The organism is Limnoglobus roseus, from assembly GCF_008254045.1.
In the GTDB taxonomy this organism is placed as follows: Bacteria; Planctomycetota; Planctomycetia; order Gemmatales; family Gemmataceae; genus Limnoglobus; species Limnoglobus roseus.
The window spans coordinates 2,933,550-2,953,593 of the sequence record NZ_CP042425.1 but is presented as its reverse complement, the minus strand read 5'-3'; the positions used below and the strand labels follow the sequence as shown (position 1 = coordinate 2,953,593).

The window sequence follows — 20,044 nt, the reverse complement described above, 5'->3', positions numbered from 1 at the left end:
AGCTTTGCGTTGATCGAGATCGACAATGGGCACGACTCTGGTCATCACTCGATCATGAGGTACTGCACCCTTATCACTCGGTCATCGGGGTCGAACCGTACGTTGTACTGCCCCCCCCCCCACGCCCCGTTGTCGAATCGGTAGACCAACACTGGACCGGTAGTCGGGTAGAACGGGAAGTTGTACTGGCTGTCGGTGAATGCTTTCGCGTCGCCGATCCGGTCCTTCACCTCTTGTCGCGTCAGCCCAACGAGTTTGACTGTGGCAAACACCCGCTCGGCGGCGTGTATCGCCTGCGGTGTCGAAGCTCCGCGAGCCGTCTGCCACATCAACTTCAAATCCGCCGCTAGATCGTCGGAACGGGCGTCGGGGGACGTACCGTAGTCGTCGGAGTTGAAATCCGGGGCGTCCGCAGCCGGTTCCGGGCCGGGCAGTTTGGACGGCCACAAGACAACGCCTACAGTGACGGCTGTCACTACGAGCAGACTGAGCGAGACGCGGAGTAGGGGGCGGTCACGAATCGTATCAACAATCTTGCACATGGGCAGCTCAAAAGAGAACTGCCCCAGCTCACCGGGGCGGTTCTGATTCTACCCTCACCCGCCGATCCGTTCCAGCAATTCCGCCACGCCACAAGTTCGCTCGGCCAGCCGCATCGGCGGGGACCACTGGGGAAGTTGAGGTTAAAGCGCCAATACGCCACCCCGCTCGCACTACGGCGAATACGAGTAGAACGATCCGCATCTGGTTCATGAACACGCTCCCAACCGACTGCCGGGTATCAGGGCTATCCGACTGCGGAACGAGGCCCTCTGCCGGCGGGCCATCCCGATCCGTTCGGTCCCTTTCGCCTCACCTCCCGATTCTGCGCGGCCGATCCGTGTCCGTCCGAATACGTTGAGGCCACCCCCAACGAATCGGATGCCCCCGATGAACCTCTCACCCTTCTTCGCCCTGTTCGCGTTCCCACTGCTTGCCTTGTCCGCCGGCGCCGCCGAGCCGTGGGCGGACGCAAAGCTGCCGGTGACGGCCGGCCTGCAACTCTGGCTCGACGCCGCCCGCGCGACCGGCGGCCAGCCGGCGGCGAACGGCAAAATTAACCGCTGGCTGGACGCATCCGGCCACGGCCGGCACGTGAGCCAGCCGAACGCGGAGGCCCGGCCGACGCGGCTGGCCACTGCCGGCGTGGCGCTCGTGCGGTTCGACGGCCTCGACGACCACCTGCGGGCCATCAAGCAAGGCACCTCCCTCGAATCGTTCACCGTCGTCCTCGTCGCCGTGCCGCGGAAGAACCCCGCCCCGTTCCTCGGCCCGCTGGCGTTCAACGCCCCAGGCCAGCGCGACTACGTGAGCGGCCTGAACATCGACTTCGGCGGCGCTCCCACGCCGCGGTTCTCGATGCTGAACGCCGAGGGGCCGGGCTTCGGCGGCGTCGCGAACCTTCGCACCAAGAACAGCCCGTTCGGCGAACTCGTCACGCTGGAGCTAACCTCCGACGGCAAGGCCGTGCGGCTCGCGGTCAACGGCCAGGCCGAAGGCCAACGGTCGCGAGCCGGCGGTCGCGTCAGCATGGACGAGATCACCGTCGGCAGCCGCTTCTACAACAACGGCACCGGCCAGCAGGTGGCCGCCGGCTTCTGCCGGTGCGACATCGCCGAACTGCTCGTCTACGATCACACCCTCTCGGCCGAGGAAACGCAATCCGTCCGCAGCTACCTGATCGCGAAGTACGCCGCCCTCCGCGGCGCAATCCCGGCGGACCTGGAAGGGCCGGGCGAATCGCTCGTGCCGGTGAAGGACCCGCCGCCGGTGCAGACGTTCGTGCCGGGATTCACTGTCCGCGAATTGCCGCTGAACTTGACGAACATCAACAACGTCAAGTACCGGCCCGACGGCACGCTCGTCGCCGTCGGGTACAACGGCAACATCTGGCACCTTCGCGACACCGACGGCGACGGCCTCGAAGATGCGGCGACATTGTTCTGGGAGAATCAGAAGTCACTCTCGTCGCCGATCGGCATGGACCTGACGCCGCCAAGCTACCCGCTCGGCGACGGCGTGTTCGTCACTGCCCTCGGCAAGTGCGTGCTGATCGTCGACACGGACAAGGACGGCAAGGCCGACAAGGAGATCGTCGTCGCCAGCGGGTGGAAGGACCGCAGCGTGAACATCGACGTGACCGGCATCGCCGTCGATCCGAAGGACGGCAGCGTCTACTTCGGCCGCGGCACGCCGAACTACGCCAACGGCTACCTGGTCGACAAGGACGGCAAGGCCGCGTACTCGCTTGCCGACGAACGCGGCACGATTCAGAAGGTGTCGCCCGACTTCAAGACGCGGGAAACCTACGTCACCGGCATCCGCTTCCCCGTCGGCATGCGGATCAACCGCCACGGCGATCTGTTCGTCTCCGATCAAGAGGGGGCGACGTGGCTGGCGAACGGCAACCCGTTCGACGAACTCCTCCACGTCCAAAAGGGCCGGCACTACGGCTTCCCGCCGCGGCACCCGAAGCACCTGCCGAACGTGATCGACGAGCCGAGTACGTTCGACTACGGCCCGCAGCACCAATCGACGTGCGGCCTCTGCTTCAACGAGCCGGTGGCGAAGGGCGGCCCGACGTTCGGCCCGCCGGCGTGGGCCGACGACGTGTTCGTGACCGGCTACTCGCGGGGCAAGTTGTACCGCACGAAGCTCGTCCACACGCCGCGGGGGTACGTCGCCGAGACGAGTCTGTTCGCGTGCCTGAACATGCTGACGGTGGACGTGTGCGTCGCCCCGGACGGCTCGCTTGTGGTGGCGTGCCACAGCGGCGGCCCGGACTGGGGCAGCGGGCCGACCGGCAAGGGGAAACTCTACAAGATCAGCTACACCGGCCGCGACCTGCCGCAGCCGGTCCTCGCGTGGCCGAGCGGGCCGAGCGAAATCCGCGTCGAGTTCGACCGCCCGGTCGATCCGTCACTGTTGCAAGACGTGGCCCGCCAGACGAAGGTTTCTGCCGGCCCGTTCGTCCGGGCCGGCGACCGCTTCGAATCGCTCTGGCCCGGCTACGCCGTGGTGCAGGCGGAGAAGGCGGCCCCGCGGTTCAACGTGCCGGTGCGGTCGGCGCAACTGACGCCCGATGGCCGCTCGCTGATCCTCGCGACCGACCCGCACACGGCCGCCCTGCACTACGCCGTCACGCTGCCGGCCCTCGGCCGCACGACGCCGAAGGGCACGTTGCCGCAACTGCCGCAGGTCGATCTCGACCTGAACCTTTCCGGCTGCGAGGCAATGTGGGCCGTCGGCGACAAGGTCGTGTGGACAGGCTGGTTGCCGAGCCTCGACCTCACCGTATCACGGCAACTGACCGCCGGCAGTGCTTACCACGACGCTCTCTGGAAGGCGATGAAGGCAGATGTAACGAAGGGCACGCTGACGCTAAAGGCGAAGCTGAACCTGACCGACATGCTCCGCCCGGCCGTGCAACTGGGGGGCGGCGTTGGACCATCAGTTCCCGCCCGAAACGGTGGTACTCGAGTATCACGCGAACGCCGATGTCGCCATCACCGCGGATGCGGGCCGTTACAAGTCCGAACGAAGTGATGAGGACGTTCGCGGTACGCTCAACCTCGAGCCGAAACGCGGGCAAGCCATCCCGGTCGAAGTTCGCCTGACGAACGGCCGGAACCGGGACGGCCTGTCGTTGTCCGTCGGCTACCACACGGCCGAAGACCCGCGGCCGCGTCCGCTGCAACTGCATCGCACACTCGTCCCGTGGGCCGACACTTCGGCGAAGGCACTCGAACCCGTCGCCCTCAAGCCGCCGGCCGAACTCGACGGCGGCAGTTGGGCCCGCGGGCGGAAGGTGTTCTTCGGCGAGCAGGCCGCGTGCAGCAAGTGCCACACGGTCCACGGCCGCGGCGAGACGATCGGCCCGGACCTGTCGAACCTCATCTTCCGCGATTACGCCTCCGTCCTGCGGGACATCGCCCTGCCGAGCTTCGCCATTAACCCGGACCACCTGACGTACACCGTCAACCTGACCGACGGCCGCTCGCTCACCGGCGTCGTGCAAACGGTCGGCACGAAGCTCCGCATCGGCGACACGAAGGGCGTCGTCACAGAGGTGCCACTGGCCGAGGTCGAGTCGAAGAAGCCGTCGGCCCTCTCGACGATGCCGGAGGGGCTGCCGCAGTTGCTCGGCCCGGAGCGGATGAAGGACTTGCTGACGTTCCTGCTCACGTCGCCGGTGAGCATGCCGCGGGACGGCACGACGCCACGGCCGAAGCCGCGGACGCGGGCGGAGGTGAACGCCGCCCTCGCCGGGTCGCCGAAGCCGCCGGAGAAGACGCGGCCGATCCGCGTCGTGCTGGTCGCTGGGCCGAAGGACCACGGCCCCGGCGAGCACGACTACCCGGCCTTCCAAAAGGCGTGGGCCGAACTTCTCGGCTCGGCCGACCAAACCGAGGTCGTGAAGGCGTGGGAGTGGCCGGCGAAGGAGGAGTTCGCGACGGCCGACGTGATGGTGTTCTTCCAGCACGGCGACTGGAATGCCAAGCGGGCGGCCGACATCGACGCCTACCTCGAGCGTGGCGGCGGCCTTGTCTACGTCCACTGGGCCGTGGACGGGCGGACGGAAGGCCCGGAATTCGCGAAGCGGATCGGCCTCGCCAGTAAGGGGGGGGCCATCGGCTTCCGCCACGGCGACCTGACGCTGACGATGAACACGGCCGCGAAACACCCGGTCCTGCGGAACTTCGACAAGCTGGCGCTGACCGATGAGACCTACTGGAAGATGACCGGCGACCTGCCCGCCGACCGCGTGCTGGCGACGGCGGTTGAGGAGAAGGAACCCCGGCCGCAACTCTGGTCGCTGGAGCGCGGCCGCGGGCGGGTGTTCGTGTCGATCCCCGGTCACTACTCGCACACGTTCGACGATCCGCTGTTCCGCGTGCTACTCCTCCGCGGCATCGCGTGGTCGGCGAAGGAACCCGTCGATCGGTTCAACGACCTCGTCTGGCCGGGGGCCGACGTGGCGAAGTGAGGCCACCCCCGTCGCAGGTTGTGTACCACAACCCGCGACGGCTGCTTAAGCCGTTCTCGGCGAGGGAGCATCAGCGTAGGGTGCGGCATGGCACACATCGGTTGGCCAAGGATGCGATGTGTGGAGTACTCGACGGGTACCGCGCCACCTCCGAGAGCGAAACCATGTCTTCGGGCACATGGGTTCGCCCCGCGGCCGGGATTTTGTCGGGTGGGCCGGCTCGGCGGGTTGGATGACGTGACCGACGAAGCAGACCCCCTGCCCTCACGCCCGCCGAAGAAGCGGCGGCGTCCGAAGAAGAACGACGCCGGGTAAACGGGGTCACGCGGTTGACGGCTCGACTGCCTCGAACCAGTAAGCGTGGAACTGTTGCACGCGGGCGGCGAACTTGGCGAGGTCCACCGGTTTCACGATGTAGCCGCTCGCCCCGTGCCGGTAACAGAAGGCCACGTCCGCCGAAGCCGCGGACGTGGTGAGGATCACCACCGGGATGTGCTTCAGGGCGTCGTCTGCCTTGATCTGTTCCAGCACCTCCCGCCCGTCCGTCCCCGGCAGGTTCAGGTCGAGCAAGATGACCGCAGGCCGCGACGCCAAGCCGTCCACGCGGTCGAGCTGCCGCAAGAAGGTTAACGCAGAGTCCCCGTCCGCGCAACGGTAGACGGCCGGGGAGCCGACGCACCGGCCCAGTGCGCGGACCGTCGCCTCGCTGTCCGCGTCGCTGTCCTCGACCAGAAGAATCGTCCGGTTGGCAACCAATCCTCCCCCTTACCCGCCGAGGGTGAAGTAGAAAGTCGTCCCCTCGCCTTCCGTAGACTCGACCCAAATCCGGCCGCCGTGCCGCTCCACCACCTTCTTCACGATCGTCAGCCCGGCCCCGGTGCCGCCGCCGAATTTGTCGCGGGCGTGCAGCCGCTTAAAGATGCGAAAGACGGCGTCGTGGTGCTTGGCCGGAATGCCGATGCCGTTGTCCCGGACGTAGAACGCCGTCACCGATTTCGTGCCCCCCTCACCGTCCGGCTCGGTCCGCCCCTCGTACCCGACCTCGACCCACTTGTCCGGTTTGTCGTTGTACTTCAAGGCGTTCGAGATCAAGTTGCCGAACACCTCCCCGACCATCACCGGCTCGCACCGCACCGTGGGCAGCGGGCGGGGGACGCGCAGGTCGGCCGCCGTTTCCTGGAGGCGGGCTTGGAGCATCTCCCGCGCCCCCCGCAAGACGGCGTTCAAGTCCTTGTCGCGGACGACGAACTCGCCCCGTCCGGTTCGGGAGTAGTGGAGCAGGGACTCGATCAGCGACTCCATCCGCTGGCTCAGTCGCATCATCGCCCGGAGTTTGACCTCCCCGTCCGTGCCGAGTTTGCCCTGGTAGTCTTCGATCAGGAACGCCGCGTAGTTGTGGATGCCCCGCAGCGGTTCCTTCAAGTCGTGGCTGGCGACGTAGGCGAAGGCGTCCAACTCCTCGACGTGGGCCTCGAGTTCTTTGTTCAACTTCGCCACCTGCTCGGCGTGCCCGACGACCACGTCGAGGACGGCCACCCGGAACCGGCGGGCGGCCTCGACCTCGGCCTCGGACCACGCCGGGGCCATCCCCTCGACCGATTCCCGCCACAGGTCGAACGACTTGCGGGGGGTCAGCCGCGGGCCGTGCGGGCCGATCTGCACGTCCTTCTCGGTCGGGTAGCCGGCCCACACGACCGTCGCGATGTGCTCGGGGCGGAACCACAAGAGCAAGTCGCGGCGGGAGCGGGAGATGGGCACGGCCAAGAGGCCGCAAGCGGTGTCCTTGAACACCGCCGCCGGCTTGTACACGGCCGGCAGTGCGTTGGTGTGGGTCACGCCGTCCGCCCCGCCCTCGGTCCGATCCCGCAGCCACCCGACCAGAGCCCCGATCTGCTCCGGCGAGGGGGTCCGCCCGGCCGTCCGCACCGCACCGCCCTGGACCAAGGCGACCCCGCCCGCGTCGAGGAGGTCGAGCAAGCCCGGCGAGCCGGTCACGAGGTCGGACAGTGAAGTGTCGGTGGTCGCCGCCCGCAGGACAAGAGATTCGTGGACCGACCGGATGCGGAGCTTGTATTCCTGCCCTTCCCGGTCTTCCGCGGCGGCGAGTTGGAGCGACACCACTTGGGCCAAGAACTCGCATGCCGCCCGAACGTGGTGGGGGATGTACTTGGGGCTGTAGTGGTGGGTGGCGATCAGCCCCCACAAGTGCCCGTCCCGGACCAGCGGCATGACCAGTGCCGCCGACACGCCCATGTTCTGGAGGTACTCGGTGTACATCACCGATGCCCCGCGGAGCGAGCAGTACGTCATGTCCAGCGGGGCGTTCGTCACCGGGTTGGTGAGGGGCACCAGTTCGGCGGGCTCGGCCCGCACGTCCGGCACCAGCCGGTGCCACAGTTTGAGGAACAACTGCCGGGCGGGGAGCGGGATGTCGGCAGCGGGGTAGTGCTGGTCGAGGTAGGTGTTCAGGTCGTCTCGCTTGCTCTCCGCGAACACCCATCCACTGTTGTCCGACTGGAAGCGGTAGACCATCACCCGGTCGAGGCCGGTCAGAGCCCGTACCTCCGCGGTCACGGCCTCGCAGTACCCCCGCAAGGTTGTCGCGGTCTGCAACCGGCTGACGGACCGCTTGACCAGGGAGTAGTAGTCCGGGTTCGCCGGCAGGCCGGTACGGGTGGACGGCTCCCACTCCACGACGGCCAGTTCGCCCTGGGTGTGGGCGGTCACGTCGAACGGCCCGCTCGCCCCGGTCGGGATCGCCGTGAGGGCGAACAGTGGGCCGTTCTCCAGCCGTTCCGTCCGGAGGAAGTGGGCAAGAACGTCCACCTGGTCGGGGGCGAGCAGGGCGTCCAGGCCGCGGCCCAATAACACCGTTGGCTCGACGCCGAACAGGGCGGATGTGTTCGCGCTCGCCTGGACGACGGTCAGGTCCGACCGCCGCAGTACAAGCAGGACGCCGTGCGACAGGACGCACCCGGGGATGTGAACCGGTTCGCGGTCGCAGTTGGTGAGCGTGACTTCGCCGCTCTTGATGCTGTACGCAGAGTTGTCCGTCACGGGCGTCCCTCCCCCGCGGCCAGCCACGCCCCGAGCGTGTCAAAGGTCGCACACGCAGAGGCCACGATTCGGTCATCGCCACCGTGGCCCGCCGTGTACTCCGTCAGGAACGCCCCGAACGCCTTCCACATCGGCCCCACGTTCTCGCCATAGCTGGCGAAGAAGGCCGTCGGGTACGGCCCGCCCGGTTGCCCCCGCAGGTGGCGGGTAATGACCTGCCCGCCGAGGGTCGCCCCCTCCAGCACGTACAGGCAGCCGAGGGCTTGCGGCACGTCGGTGAGCGGTGGCAAGGCGGGGCAGTGGCACTTGTCGAGTGCCTCCCGCCCAACCCCCGCGGTCGCGAGGTCGCGTTCGAGCAAGGGCGTCTTGCGGCGGCCGTTGAAGTCGAATTCCAGGGCCGGCCAATCGGTCGCCGTGGCGATTCGGGCTTCGACCGGCTCGTAGAACCCCCAGAACTGTCGGAGCAGCTCGCGGTAACTGTCCGACGTGATCGGGCGGTCGAGGAATCCCAGGCGGGCTTCAACGGCATCGTGGCGGGTTCGCGTTTCAGCCCGCAGGCGTGTGAGAATCATGCCCCGCCCCCGCCCGACAATCTCCGAGCCACCGCCGCGAACACTCGATGCAGGGACGCCCCGTCCACCGGCTTGGTAAGGTGGACGTCAAACCCGGCCTCGATCGCCTTCGCTCGGTCTTCCGGTTGGCCGTAGCCGGTGAGGGCGACGAGGTACGCCCCGTCGGCGGTGGGGTCGGCCCGCAACGCCGTGGCCACCGCGAACCCGTCCATCCCGCCCGGCAAGCCGATGTCGCACAGCACCAAGTCGGGCCGAAACGCCGAAACGGCGGCCACCCCGTCGGCCCCATTCCGGGCGATCCGGACGTCGTGCCCCATCATGCCCAACAATAAGTCCAGGCTTTCCGCCACGTCCAGGTTGTCCTCAATCACCAGAACACGGCGGCCCGCCCGGGGGAGGGACGGGGGCGGCAGGTCTTGGCCCCGGGCCGCGGAGTCGTTGTCCAACGGCAGGCGGATCGTAAACGATGACCCTCTTCCGATGCCGTCGCTCGCGGCCCGGACTTCGCCGCCGTGGAGTTCAACCAACCCCTTGACCAGCGCAAGGCCCAACCCTAGCCCACCCCGGCTGCGGTCCAGGCTTCGGTCGGCCTGGGCGAACGGCTCAAAGACTTGCCGCAAGGTGTCCTCGTCCATGCCGATGCCAGTATCGGTGACGGTCACGACGGCCGCCCCGGCGTCCGCCTCGACCGTCACCTGAACCCGCCCGCCGGCGTCGGTGAACTTGCGGGCGTTGTGCAGCACGTTGCCCACGACCTGGGCCAGCCGGGTGTGGTCCCCGGACACCCACACCGGGGCGTCCGGCGTCCGAACATCGAGCCGCAATTTTTCGACTTCCAGTGTGCCGCGGTAGTCTTCCGCCGTGTCCCGAACGATGCGGGCGAAATCACACCGTCCCCGTTGAAGGGCAACCTTACCGCGGGCGATCCGGGACACGTCGAGCAGGTCGTCGATCAACCGGCTCATGTGCGATACCTGCCGGTCCACGATCTCCCGCACCCGGCGGATTGGCGGGTCGGTGGCGTCCCGCATCTTCAGCACTTCGACGGCCGTGCGAATCGGAGCGAGCGGGTTGCGGAGTTCGTGCGCGAGCATGGCCAAGAACTCGTCCTTCCGCCGGTCGGCATCTCGCAACGCCTGTTCGGCTCGCCGCACGCGGAGGAGGGCGTTGACGGTGGCAACGAGTTCGATCGCCTCGACCGGGTGGCACAGGTAAGCATCGGCACCGCTGTCCAACCCCTGGACGCGGTGCCGGGTCATCGTGAACGTGGCCGACAAGTTCAGTACGGGGATGGCGGCCGTCTCCGGATCGGTCTTGATGACGCGGCACACCTCGAACCCGTTCGTGTCGGGCAAGTCCACGTCGAGGATCACGATGTCGGGGTTGGCACGGACGAGTCGAATGGTGTCCTCGCCGCTCGCCCCCTCGACCACCCGGAATCCCGCTTGCTCAAGGTACCGGCGGACGGTGAACCGATTGTCTTCGCTGTCGTCAACCACCAACACGGTGGCACGCGACGCCTCGGTCATCACAATGCCCCTTCGTTCATTTCGTATCGGGTATCGATTCGTGGAGGAAATCATCAGAAGTAGAAGATGTCACACTCAACGAATCCAGCCGCAGGATCGAAAAGCACAAGACTTTGCTTGTGGCGTCTACCGGCCGAACAACATCGTCTGCAAAAGCATATTCTATACCAGCGGCGCAGAAAATTTTTCGGCATCCGACCTGGCCTCTCGCACCTTGAGTCGCGCAAACGCAAACCCAAGGCCGCCGCGTCCTGAATTAGCAGACAGTGAACCGTCTCCGTAAAGCAAGCCCATTGGTTTAAATTGGGTTCTGTGTGTTCGTGTAACAGGTTAGCCATCCGGGGTGTGAGACGCTTCGCTTCGCCGTCCGGCACGCGGCGTGCAGGGCGGGCCGATTCCCCCGGTGATAAACCTGGGACGGAACGGGGTCGTGGAATCGAGGTGAAGTGTGTGGCGAATGCACTCGGGGGATCGCGTCTTGACGGCCGCGGAGTGGGCCTTATTCCGCGTCGGCCTCGACCTGCTCCTGATGTTCGTGGAGGACGACCTGGACAATCAGGAGGACACCACCGAGACCGGGGCCACGGCGTTCGATCGGCTCACCGCCGAGCAGAAGCTCGTGATCCTCGCCGACGTGGCCACGGCGTTGCGAGAACCGGCCGTGCCCATGCCCCACCACACGGCGGCCAACGAGGCGGCCATCGCGGCCGTCGTCTACACCCTGGACGACATGCTCACCGAGGAACTCGAATCATCTTCCGACCCGGATTCGAAATACCGGTCCACAGTCCTGCGTCGGCACCTCCTAGCCGTCGCGGCCGAGCAAGCGTGGGAGGAACTGCCCCGGTTGAAGAGCAAGAGCCGGGGGCGGTGGGCCGTCCTCCTGGAGTCGTTCGGCGACCTGATCCTCTGGGACGACGATCACCACCAGGGCGACGCCTTCCTCGACCTGCCCCCGAAAGAAGCCCGCGTGCGGCTGTTGATGGCCGGCATCACCGACGAGTACTTTCTGGACACGCCGGACGAGCCGGGCGAGAAGGGCCTGACCCGGGCGAGACAGCAACTCGCTCGGCTGTTCGACCGCGTGCCGCCGGACGACCGCGGCCTGTACGCCGGCCTGCTCGACAACTTCACCGGCGTTCAAGTCGGCCCGATGACGGCGGAGCAGGTCGCCGAATGGGCCGCGCACCCGTGGCTCGAAGAGATCGCCCAAGGCAGTCCCGTGTGGGATTGCTCCTACGCCCGGTGGGCGGAACGCCTCAGCGGCCGCCTGCCCGGGGAGGCGTTCGAGTTGACGGCGGCGGTTCCCGGCGTGGCGTACGACCTCCCCGCCGGGGTGCGGGCCGAGGTTCTCGCGGGCAAGTGGGTGATCCGGAGTGGGGATGGGTCGTATTGGGTGGACGTGATCGGGAACGGGTGGGCGGACGCGGGCGTGTTCAACGAGAACATTAGCCCCGTCGAGTTCGAAACCGAAGCGGACGCCAAGGCCGCCTACGTTCAAGCGGATCGGTTGTACGCCGAGCGGGCGGCCAGATATCGAGCTGCCGTCAAGGAGTGAACGAGTACTGCGATCTCGCCTCATTCGCCGCGAGGGTGGCCGCCGAGACGCGGGGTGAGGGAATGCCGTCCGAGGTGTTACACCCACCCGCCTCATGCCGGGTCAGTATTTCGCTGGCCCGCGGGGGCGGACCGGACATAATCTCAACGTGCCATACTTCTGAATTGAGTTCTCGTCCGGGAGGTGCCCGATGCTGTCTCGACTCGTCCTGTTGACCCTCGCCGCGGCCTTGGCGAACCCGTCCGTCGCGGCGGACAAGCCGAAGGCCGTGGAATTGAACCAACTCCGGCTCTACGTCCCCATCCCGGAACTCGAACAGCGGTTCGGCGATGACGTGCAACCGCTCTCGAAGTACATCAAGGCCCTGGAGGAGAAGGCCGGCGAACTCCTGGCCAAAGAGAAGCCGCCGAAGGCGAAGGGCCTTCTCATCGCGGTCGGCATCAAGTCGAAGAAGGACGCCCGCGTATGGTGCGAGGCCGTCGAGGGCGACGTGCCCGCCGATCTCATCAAGTCGCTCGATAAGGAACTGGGGAAGGTCCAAGCCGTGGACCTCGTGAAGGCGCCGGCCGGGTTCGCGATGGAGGTCAAACTCTTCGGACAGAAGCCGGACAAGTTCCCCGAGTTTCCCCAAAGTTGGGTCGAGGCCGCGAAGAAGGAGAAGAAGCAACTCCTCGTGCCCCCGGACGAACTCTTCAAGAGCATCTGGCCGGACAAGTGAACCCGGGGCAGGCAGGACGGTTGCTCGCCGAGCTACGGATTATTCCGATCCACTGGACCGATCAGACCGCGGCCGTCGCGTGCGAATGCCTTGCCGCGAAGGCGTCATTTACGGCGGGTACAGGGAAGTGCGAGGGTTACGGACCTCCGAGGGCGCGCGTGACCCGCCCCAAGACATCCGAAAGGCCACCGGCTACCCCGACAGAGATCACCGCCGCAGCCACGACAACGAACCCCCACGCCAACGCCGCCGGACCTGGCCGGGTCCACAACACGCCGAGCACCACGCACGCTCCGACGACACCCGCAGCCGCTGCGACCGGGCTGACCCGGCCGAGCGGCAGCAGGGTCACGACACCCACCCCCACAGCAGCGGCCGCAACCAACAGAACCACCCCGGCGACCCGCCCCCTCGAATCGATTCGGGCAATGGCTGCATGGACGCAGGCCCCAAGCCAGGGGTCGCCCGCGAGCGACCGCAGCAGGGGCAGGGCCTCGCGGGCGGCCGGCCCGAGACGGCCGAGCGCAATGACCACCGCCCGACGAACATTGGCTTCCTCGGCCGGGGTATACGCGAGGGCTGCCATTAGGAGTGGCAAGACGGGGGACCCGATCCGCACGACCGCCTCCACCGCCGCGAGGCGATCCTCCGCCTCCGAGGCGGCCAGTAGGGCCACCGCGGCGAGGTGTGGGTCGGCTGAGGAGCCCCTGCCGGCGCTCGCCCGTTTGAGGGCGTCCAGCCGTCTCAGCCAATCCCCCTTCGACAAAACCGCGGGGCCGAGCGGGGATCGAAAAACCTCGTCCGATTGCATTGGTCTCTCCCAGGAGCGTTCTGCCGTCGCCCAGAACATTAGCCGACAACGACGCGAGCCGACACCGGCCATGTATTCGCCGGCTCACCTCGGTCAACGCGCCGCAGCGGGTGCTCGTTGACAGGAGTGTTGGCTCTCGGCGAACTTGGCCGTTACTGCGTGTTCCGCAAGGTCAGGGTCGCGACCTGCGTGACGTGAGGCCCTGCCCCACTGACGCGACAGAGCCCAAGTGGACGATTCCAGCGGCCGCAGAGAATCCAGTTTGTGGCCCCTGATGGCATCCGACTGGAAATAAGAAGTTGTAAACTGGCACTCCCTGCATCACCTTTGGCCCCGTGATGGCAGAGAGAAGTGTAGCTTCCGGGAAAAATGTCCGATCGCGGGGGACGAAAAGAGCCGCCCCGGCGGACGGCTCCTTCTAGGATCTGAGGCGAGTAGAAGCCTTAGTCGGGGACGGACACGGCTTCCTTGCCCTTGCCGCTGGCGAGCGACTTGACGATGGCCAGGTCCACCCGCGCGTTCATGAACGTCGAGCTGCCGTCGCCCATGAGCACGTTGCACCCGCCGATGTGGTTGCTCCCGAACGGGATGTCGTTGATCGTGTACGTCCCCGTCGGCACCGTGTTGATGCCGTACGTCACGTTCTTGCACGCCCCCATCGAACCGGCCGGCGTCGTACTGTTGAACCCCTTCGTCCACGCCCGGTAGTACGGGCTCGGACGGTTCGTCTCGTTCGGCTGGGCGTCCCGCGCGACCTCGGCGACCAGGAGCGTCGTCGACAGGCCGTCCGTGATGTCCGTGAACTTCGGGGCGAGGCTCGGGTCGATCAGCGGCCGCAGCATCCCCCCCGTGGCCGCCGTCTTGGTCGTGGTGTCGAAGTACTTGGCCGCCACCAGCGTGCCCCCGGGCGGCGTGTAGTCGCCGTTCGGCCCGGACACCCCGTAGTAGTGGTGCGAGAACGGCTGCACCCCCCCGGAGTACTCCGTGTTGTCGTCCGTCAGGGCGATTTCCGCGGACGGGCACAGGAAGATCGGGATCTTCTTGGTCGGGACGGGCAGGTTGGTCGCGTTGTTGTAGTCCGTCCCGAAACTGTACAGGCGGAAGACGTTGTCCTGCTCGATGTTCGGCAGGATGTACGTCGTCCACGCCGTCCCGGTGGTGACGTTGGCGGCGACGGTCGGCGGGGGGGTCGGGATCTTCGGCACGGCCCCCTCGACGCCGGGGGGCAGTTTGAAGTTCGTCGTCTCGTACCCGTGGATGCCCAGGCCGAGTTGCTTGAGGTTGTTCAGGCACTTCGCCCGGGCGGCCGCCTCCCGCACCTTCTGCACGGCCGGCAACAAGAGGCCGATCAGAACCCCGATGATCGCAATCACGACCAGTAATTCGATCAGCGTGAACGCCAAGCGGTTCCGGTTGGTGTGTGGGCGTGTGGCCATTACAGACTCCTGAAGAATGAGCGAAGTCTCGGTTTGGAAACTCCGAGACTGAGCGTGTGGTAACTCTAGTATAATCGGGCACGGAAGGTGTGTGATAAGGAGAAAATGGGTTGCGTGAGATTTCACCCCGTCCGCCAGCATGAACCGAGAAATTTGAACTCGGCGTCTTGGTGGTGGAGTCTCACGAATCGTTACACCTGTGCCCATCATATTCCACCTGAGGTGTTTTGGGCAATGGCCCCGCCGCGTAATGGGCATACTTGTGGAAAGACACGAAAGACGTCTGAAGGCCCCACATTCATGGTAGGACTTCAGAGCAAGTCCAACTCAGCCGGCACAGCGATGTTCTTGAGCAATGGGCCAAGTGCCGCTGCCATGTGTATTGGAAGGGCCGAAATAGCTAAAATGAGGACTTTGAGGCGACTTTTCGCCCGTTACTTGACAGGCAACAGACAAAAAAAACGAAAATGCCCCAGGAATCACTCTGGGGCCTCGGGATTGTAGGAGTTCGATCACGCAGCGGGGGCAGCCTTCCGCCGCCGGAACCCGCCGCACCCGAGGAGACTGCCGATCCCGATGATCCCCAAGGCGAGGCCGGCTGGGGCGGGGGCAGTGATCGCGCTTGGTGCAACAGGTCCAGCATTCGCCGTCAACACATAACGGGTGAAAGACGAATAAAAAGCGTCAGTGCTTCCCGCGTTATTTCCGGATCGATACCCAGGCATAACAAAGTTTGGACTTTGGGTATAGCCCATAGGCTCATACGCCCCGCCAGCGACACTCGTGTTCCAACTGAGTCGTTGCTCTCCATGAGAAACACCGACATCGGCCGTGCCTTGAGTGAGGCTGCCTTGGTTAATCGGATCGCCGCCAAGGGCAAATCCCATCGCGGACCCGTTGTAGTAGAAATTCGTACCGTTCGTTGATGTTGTCTGATTGAAGGCGGTGTAGGTCAGCACATCGGTTTTGAGGGCCGCCGCCAAGACGTCGAAGGTCATGGTCGGGTTAGCCATGGTACCGGTCCGGGCGGCGGCCAGCATCACGTAGTCGCCCGTGGCATTCGCGAACATGTCCGCGATCGACACCTTATCCCCATACGAACCTTGATAGGCAATGGTCCACCCCCAAGTGTTCAGAACCGTATTCATGGACACGTCATTCTGGACACCCGCTGGGATGAATGCGGCACTCGCCTGTCGGGCACTAGCACTCACGAGAAAAACGACCGCAACGAGTCGGAACCACTGTTTCACTGTTGAACCTCCCACGGGGCAAAATGGCTGAGGGATCGTGAGCGAATCAGCGATTCGTCAACACGACACATTAGGGGGGAATCGTAATGGTTATAACGATAATGTCATCGCCTCAAAGTTGCAACTGGAAACTGAACAATTTAACGACGTAGATGAACCAGATTCACTATTCGGCTGCAAATTCTCGTCAAAAGGCCGTCGCAATAGCAAATTTCCGTCGCAAGAGTTTGGCTTCTTTTACCCGAATATGGCGAGACCTTGACCCGCGTCTTGACGCCGCTGGCCCCACGAGGGATCCCACACCGTCGAGAGGTGCCTGTCTATTCAGGCCTGCCCGACGACCGCGATGAAGATGACGTGCCAACATCGCTAGGTCGGTGCCACACGATCGAACTCCATTGGCCAGGAGTACTTTTGCCCACTCTCAGGTAGGTGGGGCGGGTTGTTGAAGTGGTGAGTACCCCGGAGTCGCCCCCTCGCAATTCCGGGCAATCGGTCTCGCCAACTTGACCAGCGCTGGCCGGGGCATTGCCGTCCATCGGGTCGGTAAACTGCTTTGGGTCGCGGATTACCAGGCTTTCCGGCGCGGGGTACTTCGTCAAATTAAGCCAGATTAGCCCCGGCCCGCGGGGCTAATCTGGCATGTTCGCAACCAGTCCTCCGAACTGCTCAACGAGGGCGGTCCACTTGAACTGCTGAAGGGCCCACGCGCGGGCAGCCCTTCCCATCCGTTCGGAGAGTTGAGGGTTCAAGAGCAACAGGCAGGCAGCCGAAGCTAGGGCGTCGGTGTCCGTGGCGTCCACCAGCAGGCCCGTCTCGAACTGACGCAGCGTCTCCGCCGTCCCCCCGGAAGCCCCCGCGATTACCGGCTTGCCACACGCCTGGGCCTCCAGGAGCACCATCCCGAACCCTTCAATTTCGGTCCCGACTTGGCGGTTCGGGAGGACGAACGCATCCGCTTGTTGGTAGATTTGGAGCATCATGGCCCGTTCGGCTTCGCCGAAAAACTGCACATGATTTTGGAGCCGCAGGTCGGCGACCTGACGGGCCAAATTTTCTCGTTCGGGGCCGTCCCCAACGATGGCGTACAGAACGTTCGGCACCTCCTCGCGGACCCGTCGCAGGGCTGCCAACATCAACCCGTGCCCCTTGCGGGCGTGAAGGCGACCCACGGTGACCAGAACGCGGCGGTTGGTCCACCCGAGACGGTACCGCGTGGCTGGGCAGGGATCAACGGGGCGGAAGAAGTCGGAATCGACTCCGGGCGTCAGGCGGTGGAGGCGGCCGCCCGGGACGGCCCAGTCGGAGCGGAGAATTCGGCGGGTGTTGTCGCTGTTGGCCACCACCCCGGCCGCTCGTTTGAAGACTTGGCGGGCCATCCAACGATGCTGTCGGCTGGTCATTACGCCCGACTGCCCCCCCGCAACGGGAAGGGTGACCTCTTCCCCGTGGGCCGATACGAGGTAAGGAAGCCCGGTGAGCCGGTTCACCTGCCAGGCGACCCACCCTTCCGGCACGCAGCGGCCACACCAGATGAAGTCGATCTCGTGCCGATCGCAGACCTCTCGAACTTTCCGGGCGAACCGCCAATACTCCAGGAAGCCACGCCGACTGAGACCGCCGGTTTCCGCGAAGGCCATCGGCAGACGAACCGTCGGCACCGGGTGAGTCGCGTCGAAAACATCGCCCCCGTCGATCGAATCGGTCATAACCACGATGCGGTCTTCGGGCATTCGACGGACGATTTCCCAGAAGTACTGCCCACTCCCCCCCACCCTGGGGGGGAAAATTTGGGAAAGTAATAAGATTTTCGGTAAGCGGGGTTTCCCAGTCGCGTCCAGCGCATTGAGCACCAGCGCAGGGTGTTCCGCCGTATCATCCTGGACATCTATTGTTGGGTTGGAGGAATGATGGACTTGCCCCCCGGCCTCGACTCTCGCCCCTTGCGAGTGGGGATTTTCACAAATGTGTTGGAGCATCGGCCGTCGGGCATCGGCTGGCATGTCATCCACCTTCTTAAGGCACTTAGCGAAGTCGATACAAAGAACCAATACTTCCTAATTTACCGTACTCAGTGTTGGAACTCTTCACTAGGACATCAATTTTCGCCAATAAGTTCCAACTTCCGCCATGTTCCTGTGGCGGTGCCGGACTTATTTTACAAAAGGTACTTTCGTGTCTTTGACCGGTGGGTCCTCCCCCGCGTCATCCGCCGCCTGCGCCTTGATGTCTTTCACGGCCCGAATCACTACCTACCTCGGAAAACGACGGTCCCACAAGTGGTTACGTACCACGATATTGCCCAAGCCGTTCTGTCAGTAGGAGAGGAGGGTGTGCGACACCAGGTGGCCGTGCAAAACTGTTTGAATCGTGCCGATGCAGTCATCGCGCTTTCGAAGTGCACGATGGCTGACCTCACCAAGGTGGGAAAGTTACCACTTGGGAAGTATATTATCTACCAGGGCGGAAATCACGAAGGGGAAAACGCGCAAAATTCTAATTGTATCGATTCTGTTCGTCGGGAATTTCGACTGACCGAGCGGTACGTTTTATTCGTCGGGTCCGTCGTCGAGCGGAAGAACCTCCCCACTCTAATCCGAGTATTCGCCCGAGTCCAGGCCTCGATTGGCGGACATTTGCAGCTAGTAATCGCTGGTGCAGACGACACGCCCGAGGCCCATCGCGTGCGGGCAGCGTGCACGGCGAACGGCGTTGGCGATCATGTCGTCTTCACGGGGTACGTGTCCAACGAGCAACTAACTGGGCTGTACGGTGGGGCAAGCGCTTTCGTCTTGGCGTCCCACTACGAGGGTTTCGGGATGATTCTTCTTGAGGCAATGGCCGCAGGTGTTCCGATCGTGTGTACGGCCGCCGGGGCACTGCCCGAGGTTCTTGGCGATGCGGGCATTCTTGTTCCCCCGGGCGACGAGGAAGCGATGGCGGAGGCGGTCCTGCGGGTGCTGCGGTCGCCGGAGGTGGCGGCCGATTTAGTCGTCCGGGGACACGCGCGCCGCAAGGCGTTTTCGTGGCGAAAAATGGCTGAAGAGACCTTGGCCGTCTACCGCGAAGTCGCGGCCGACCACCTTACCGGATCCGATCGACCACGTCCCTGAGTCGCAGGAGCCACCGCGGGCGGCGGGCGAGACGGCGTAGGCGGGCGAACCGCTCGTCGGCGAGGCCCAATTGGTCGGCCAAGTCGCAGAGCGGGCGAATGGACCCCAACTTCCGCTGCCAGTACATCGATTCGGTTCGGCTGAACAGGAACTCGCGGGCGGCGTCCCGCCCCGCCTCGGCCGGCAACCCGCACGCTGCCCCCCACCGGTCGCAGAAACTCATCTGCACGCGGCAGTGAAATCCGTAAACGCGGGGCAGGTTTCCCATGGCGTTCTGGTCCGGGTGGACGCGGTACCGGGTCAGCGGTCGGGGCACGAACCCGAACCGCGTGAGCCGGGCGCACCGGAGCAAGAGGTCGTAGTCCTGGCCGTTCGTCCAGACCGGGTCGAACGGCAGGCCGTGCGGTTCCGCGGCCGCCGCCCGGTCGATCACCTCCCGGTCCGCCAACACGCTGGAAAAGACGACCGTATCCTCGCGGAGCAGTTGCGGCAAGCAGGCCTCACGGGCGGGGTTGTTCGGCCGCTGGCCCTGCGTGTCGATGAACGCTCCGGCCGTGTTAATGTACCGGAAGTCAGTGTGCGTGAGGCGGACGTCGGTCGAGAGTTGGGCGGCCTGGTGTTCGAGCTTCTCCGGTTCCCAAACGTCGTCGCTGTCGAGGAACGCCACGAGCGGGCAGCGGGACAGCGTTAAGCCCGCGGTCCTGGCGGAGCACACGCCGGCCTTGCCCCGGCGGTGGTAGTGGACCGAAACGCGGCCGCTCATCCCCGGCGTCAGGAACGGGGCCACCGCGGCCGGGGTGTCGTCGGTACTTCCATCGTCGATGACGATCACTTCGATGCGACCCGGGTAAGTCTGCGAGCAGACGGACGCCAACGTGGCCGGTAAGTACCGAGCACGGTTGTAAGTGGGGATGATGACGGACACGTCATCGAACGGCATGGCAATTCCTTCGGTGAAACCAGTCGGCGGC

General features: G+C 65.1%; 15 protein-coding genes. 5 read left to right on the top strand and 10 right to left on the bottom strand.

The features are described from left to right. Positions 1 to 44: 44 nt before the first annotated feature. Complete coding sequence (locus tag PX52LOC_RS12315; RefSeq protein ID WP_149110380.1) at positions 45 to 542, bottom strand: hypothetical protein; 498 nt, start codon at positions 540 to 542, stop codon at positions 45 to 47. Between the two features lie 388 nt (positions 543 to 930). On the opposite strand from PX52LOC_RS12315, the gene PX52LOC_RS12310 reads away from it, so the two are divergent. After that, on the top strand, positions 931 to 3,585 hold the full coding sequence (locus PX52LOC_RS12310; protein ID WP_168218950.1) for a PQQ-dependent sugar dehydrogenase: 2,655 nt from the start codon (positions 931 to 933) through the stop codon (positions 3,583 to 3,585). Continuing rightward, on the top strand, positions 3,509 to 5,026 hold the full coding sequence (locus PX52LOC_RS12305; protein WP_168218949.1) for a ThuA domain-containing protein: 1,518 nt from the start codon (positions 3,509 to 3,511) through the stop codon (positions 5,024 to 5,026). Before PX52LOC_RS12310 ends, PX52LOC_RS12305 begins: the two co-directional genes overlap by 77 nt. Before the next feature lie 321 nt (positions 5,027 to 5,347). Here the strand turns inward: PX52LOC_RS12305 and PX52LOC_RS12300 are convergent, their stop codons facing one another. From PX52LOC_RS12300 to PX52LOC_RS12285, 4 genes are read right to left on the bottom strand one after another with little or no spacing between them, the layout of a single operon-like run. Continuing rightward, positions 5,348 to 5,782, bottom strand: coding sequence for a response regulator (locus tag PX52LOC_RS12300; RefSeq protein ID WP_218575341.1), 435 nt, complete (start codon positions 5,780 to 5,782; stop codon positions 5,348 to 5,350). Positions 5,783 to 5,791: 9 nt separating this feature from the next. Continuing rightward, positions 5,792 to 8,083, bottom strand: coding sequence for an ATP-binding protein (locus tag PX52LOC_RS12295; protein ID WP_168218948.1), 2,292 nt, complete (start codon positions 8,081 to 8,083; stop codon positions 5,792 to 5,794). Next, a complete protein-coding gene (locus PX52LOC_RS12290; protein ID WP_149110376.1) occupies positions 8,080 to 8,655 on the bottom strand; it encodes a biliverdin-producing heme oxygenase in 576 nt (191 codons plus the stop codon). The genes PX52LOC_RS12295 and PX52LOC_RS12290 overlap by 4 nt, the downstream gene beginning before the upstream one ends. Then, positions 8,652 to 10,184, bottom strand: a complete 1,533-nt coding sequence (locus PX52LOC_RS12285; protein WP_149110375.1) for a response regulator — start codon at positions 10,182 to 10,184, stop codon at positions 8,652 to 8,654. Before PX52LOC_RS12285 ends, PX52LOC_RS12290 begins: the two co-directional genes overlap by 4 nt. Positions 10,185 to 10,632: 448 nt before the next feature. Between PX52LOC_RS12285 and PX52LOC_RS12280 the strand changes: the two genes are divergently transcribed. Both PX52LOC_RS12280 and PX52LOC_RS12275 read left to right on the top strand, forming a co-directional pair. Then, the gene (locus tag PX52LOC_RS12280) at positions 10,633 to 11,742 is read left to right on the top strand and encodes a hypothetical protein (RefSeq protein ID WP_149110374.1); all 1,110 of its coding nucleotides are present in this window, start codon (positions 10,633 to 10,635) and stop codon (positions 11,740 to 11,742) included. 190 nt (positions 11,743 to 11,932) lie between these two features. Continuing rightward, positions 11,933 to 12,460, top strand: a complete 528-nt coding sequence (locus PX52LOC_RS12275) for a hypothetical protein (protein ID WP_149110373.1) — start codon at positions 11,933 to 11,935, stop codon at positions 12,458 to 12,460. 136 nt (positions 12,461 to 12,596) lie between these two features. On the opposite strand, the gene PX52LOC_RS12270 is transcribed toward PX52LOC_RS12275, so the two are convergent. The 4 genes from PX52LOC_RS12270 to PX52LOC_RS12255 all read right to left on the bottom strand — a co-directional run bounded on the left by PX52LOC_RS12270 (position 12,597) and on the right by PX52LOC_RS12255 (position 17,939). Next, positions 12,597 to 13,271, bottom strand: coding sequence for a HEAT repeat domain-containing protein (locus PX52LOC_RS12270; RefSeq protein WP_168218947.1), 675 nt, complete (start codon positions 13,269 to 13,271; stop codon positions 12,597 to 12,599). Positions 13,272 to 13,714: 443 nt separating this feature from the next. Continuing rightward, entirely contained in the window at positions 13,715 to 14,707 is a 993-nt protein-coding gene (locus tag PX52LOC_RS41945; protein ID WP_168218946.1) for a DUF1559 family PulG-like putative transporter, read from the bottom strand. Positions 14,708 to 15,219: 512 nt separating this feature from the next. Continuing rightward, positions 15,220 to 15,855 (bottom strand): hypothetical protein, encoded by a 636-nt coding sequence (locus PX52LOC_RS12260; RefSeq protein ID WP_149110370.1) that lies wholly within the window; start codon positions 15,853 to 15,855, stop codon positions 15,220 to 15,222. Between the two features lie 737 nt (positions 15,856 to 16,592). Then, a complete protein-coding gene (locus tag PX52LOC_RS12255; protein WP_261368397.1) occupies positions 16,593 to 17,939 on the bottom strand; it encodes a glycosyltransferase family 4 protein in 1,347 nt (448 codons plus the stop codon). On the opposite strand from PX52LOC_RS12255, the gene PX52LOC_RS12250 reads away from it, so the two are divergent. Next, positions 17,868 to 19,073: a glycosyltransferase family 4 protein gene (locus PX52LOC_RS12250; protein WP_149110368.1), complete on the top strand. Its 1,206-nt coding sequence runs from the start codon at positions 17,868 to 17,870 to the stop codon at positions 19,071 to 19,073. The genes PX52LOC_RS12255 and PX52LOC_RS12250 overlap by 72 nt on opposite strands. On the opposite strand, the gene PX52LOC_RS12245 is transcribed toward PX52LOC_RS12250, so the two are convergent. Beyond that, positions 19,045 to 20,013 (bottom strand): glycosyltransferase family 2 protein, encoded by a 969-nt coding sequence (locus PX52LOC_RS12245; protein WP_149110367.1) that lies wholly within the window; start codon positions 20,011 to 20,013, stop codon positions 19,045 to 19,047. The genes PX52LOC_RS12250 and PX52LOC_RS12245 overlap by 29 nt on opposite strands. Positions 20,014 to 20,044 lie beyond the last annotated feature (31 nt).

What these genes read in the sequence shown, in the direction of transcription:
- PX52LOC_RS12315 (WP_149110380.1), bottom strand. Translation starts at nt 542, where the DNA reads ATGTGCAAGATTGTTGATACGATTCGTGACCGCCCCCTACTCCGCGTC.
- PX52LOC_RS12310 (WP_168218950.1), top strand. Translation starts at nt 931, where the DNA reads ATGAACCTCTCACCCTTCTTCGCCCTGTTCGCGTTCCCACTGCTTGCC.
- PX52LOC_RS12290 (WP_149110376.1), bottom strand. Translation starts at nt 8,655, where the DNA reads ATGATTCTCACACGCCTGCGGGCTGAAACGCGAACCCGCCACGATGCC.
- PX52LOC_RS12285 (WP_149110375.1), bottom strand. Translation starts at nt 10,184, where the DNA reads ATGACCGAGGCGTCGCGTGCCACCGTGTTGGTGGTTGACGACAGCGAA.
- PX52LOC_RS12275 (WP_149110373.1), top strand. Translation starts at nt 11,933, where the DNA reads ATGCTGTCTCGACTCGTCCTGTTGACCCTCGCCGCGGCCTTGGCGAAC.
- PX52LOC_RS12270 (WP_168218947.1), bottom strand. Translation starts at nt 13,271, where the DNA reads ATGCAATCGGACGAGGTTTTTCGATCCCCGCTCGGCCCCGCGGTTTTG.
- PX52LOC_RS41945 (WP_168218946.1), bottom strand. Translation starts at nt 14,707, where the DNA reads ATGGCCACACGCCCACACACCAACCGGAACCGCTTGGCGTTCACGCTG.
- PX52LOC_RS12260 (WP_149110370.1), bottom strand. Translation starts at nt 15,855, where the DNA reads ATGAATACGGTTCTGAACACTTGGGGGTGGACCATTGCCTATCAAGGT.
- PX52LOC_RS12250 (WP_149110368.1), top strand. Translation starts at nt 17,868, where the DNA reads ATGATGGACTTGCCCCCCGGCCTCGACTCTCGCCCCTTGCGAGTGGGG.
- PX52LOC_RS12255 (WP_261368397.1), bottom strand. Translation starts at nt 17,939, where the DNA reads ATGCTCCAACACATTTGTGAAAATCCCCACTCGCAAGGGGCGAGAGTC.
- PX52LOC_RS12245 (WP_149110367.1), bottom strand. Translation starts at nt 20,013, where the DNA reads ATGCCGTTCGATGACGTGTCCGTCATCATCCCCACTTACAACCGTGCT.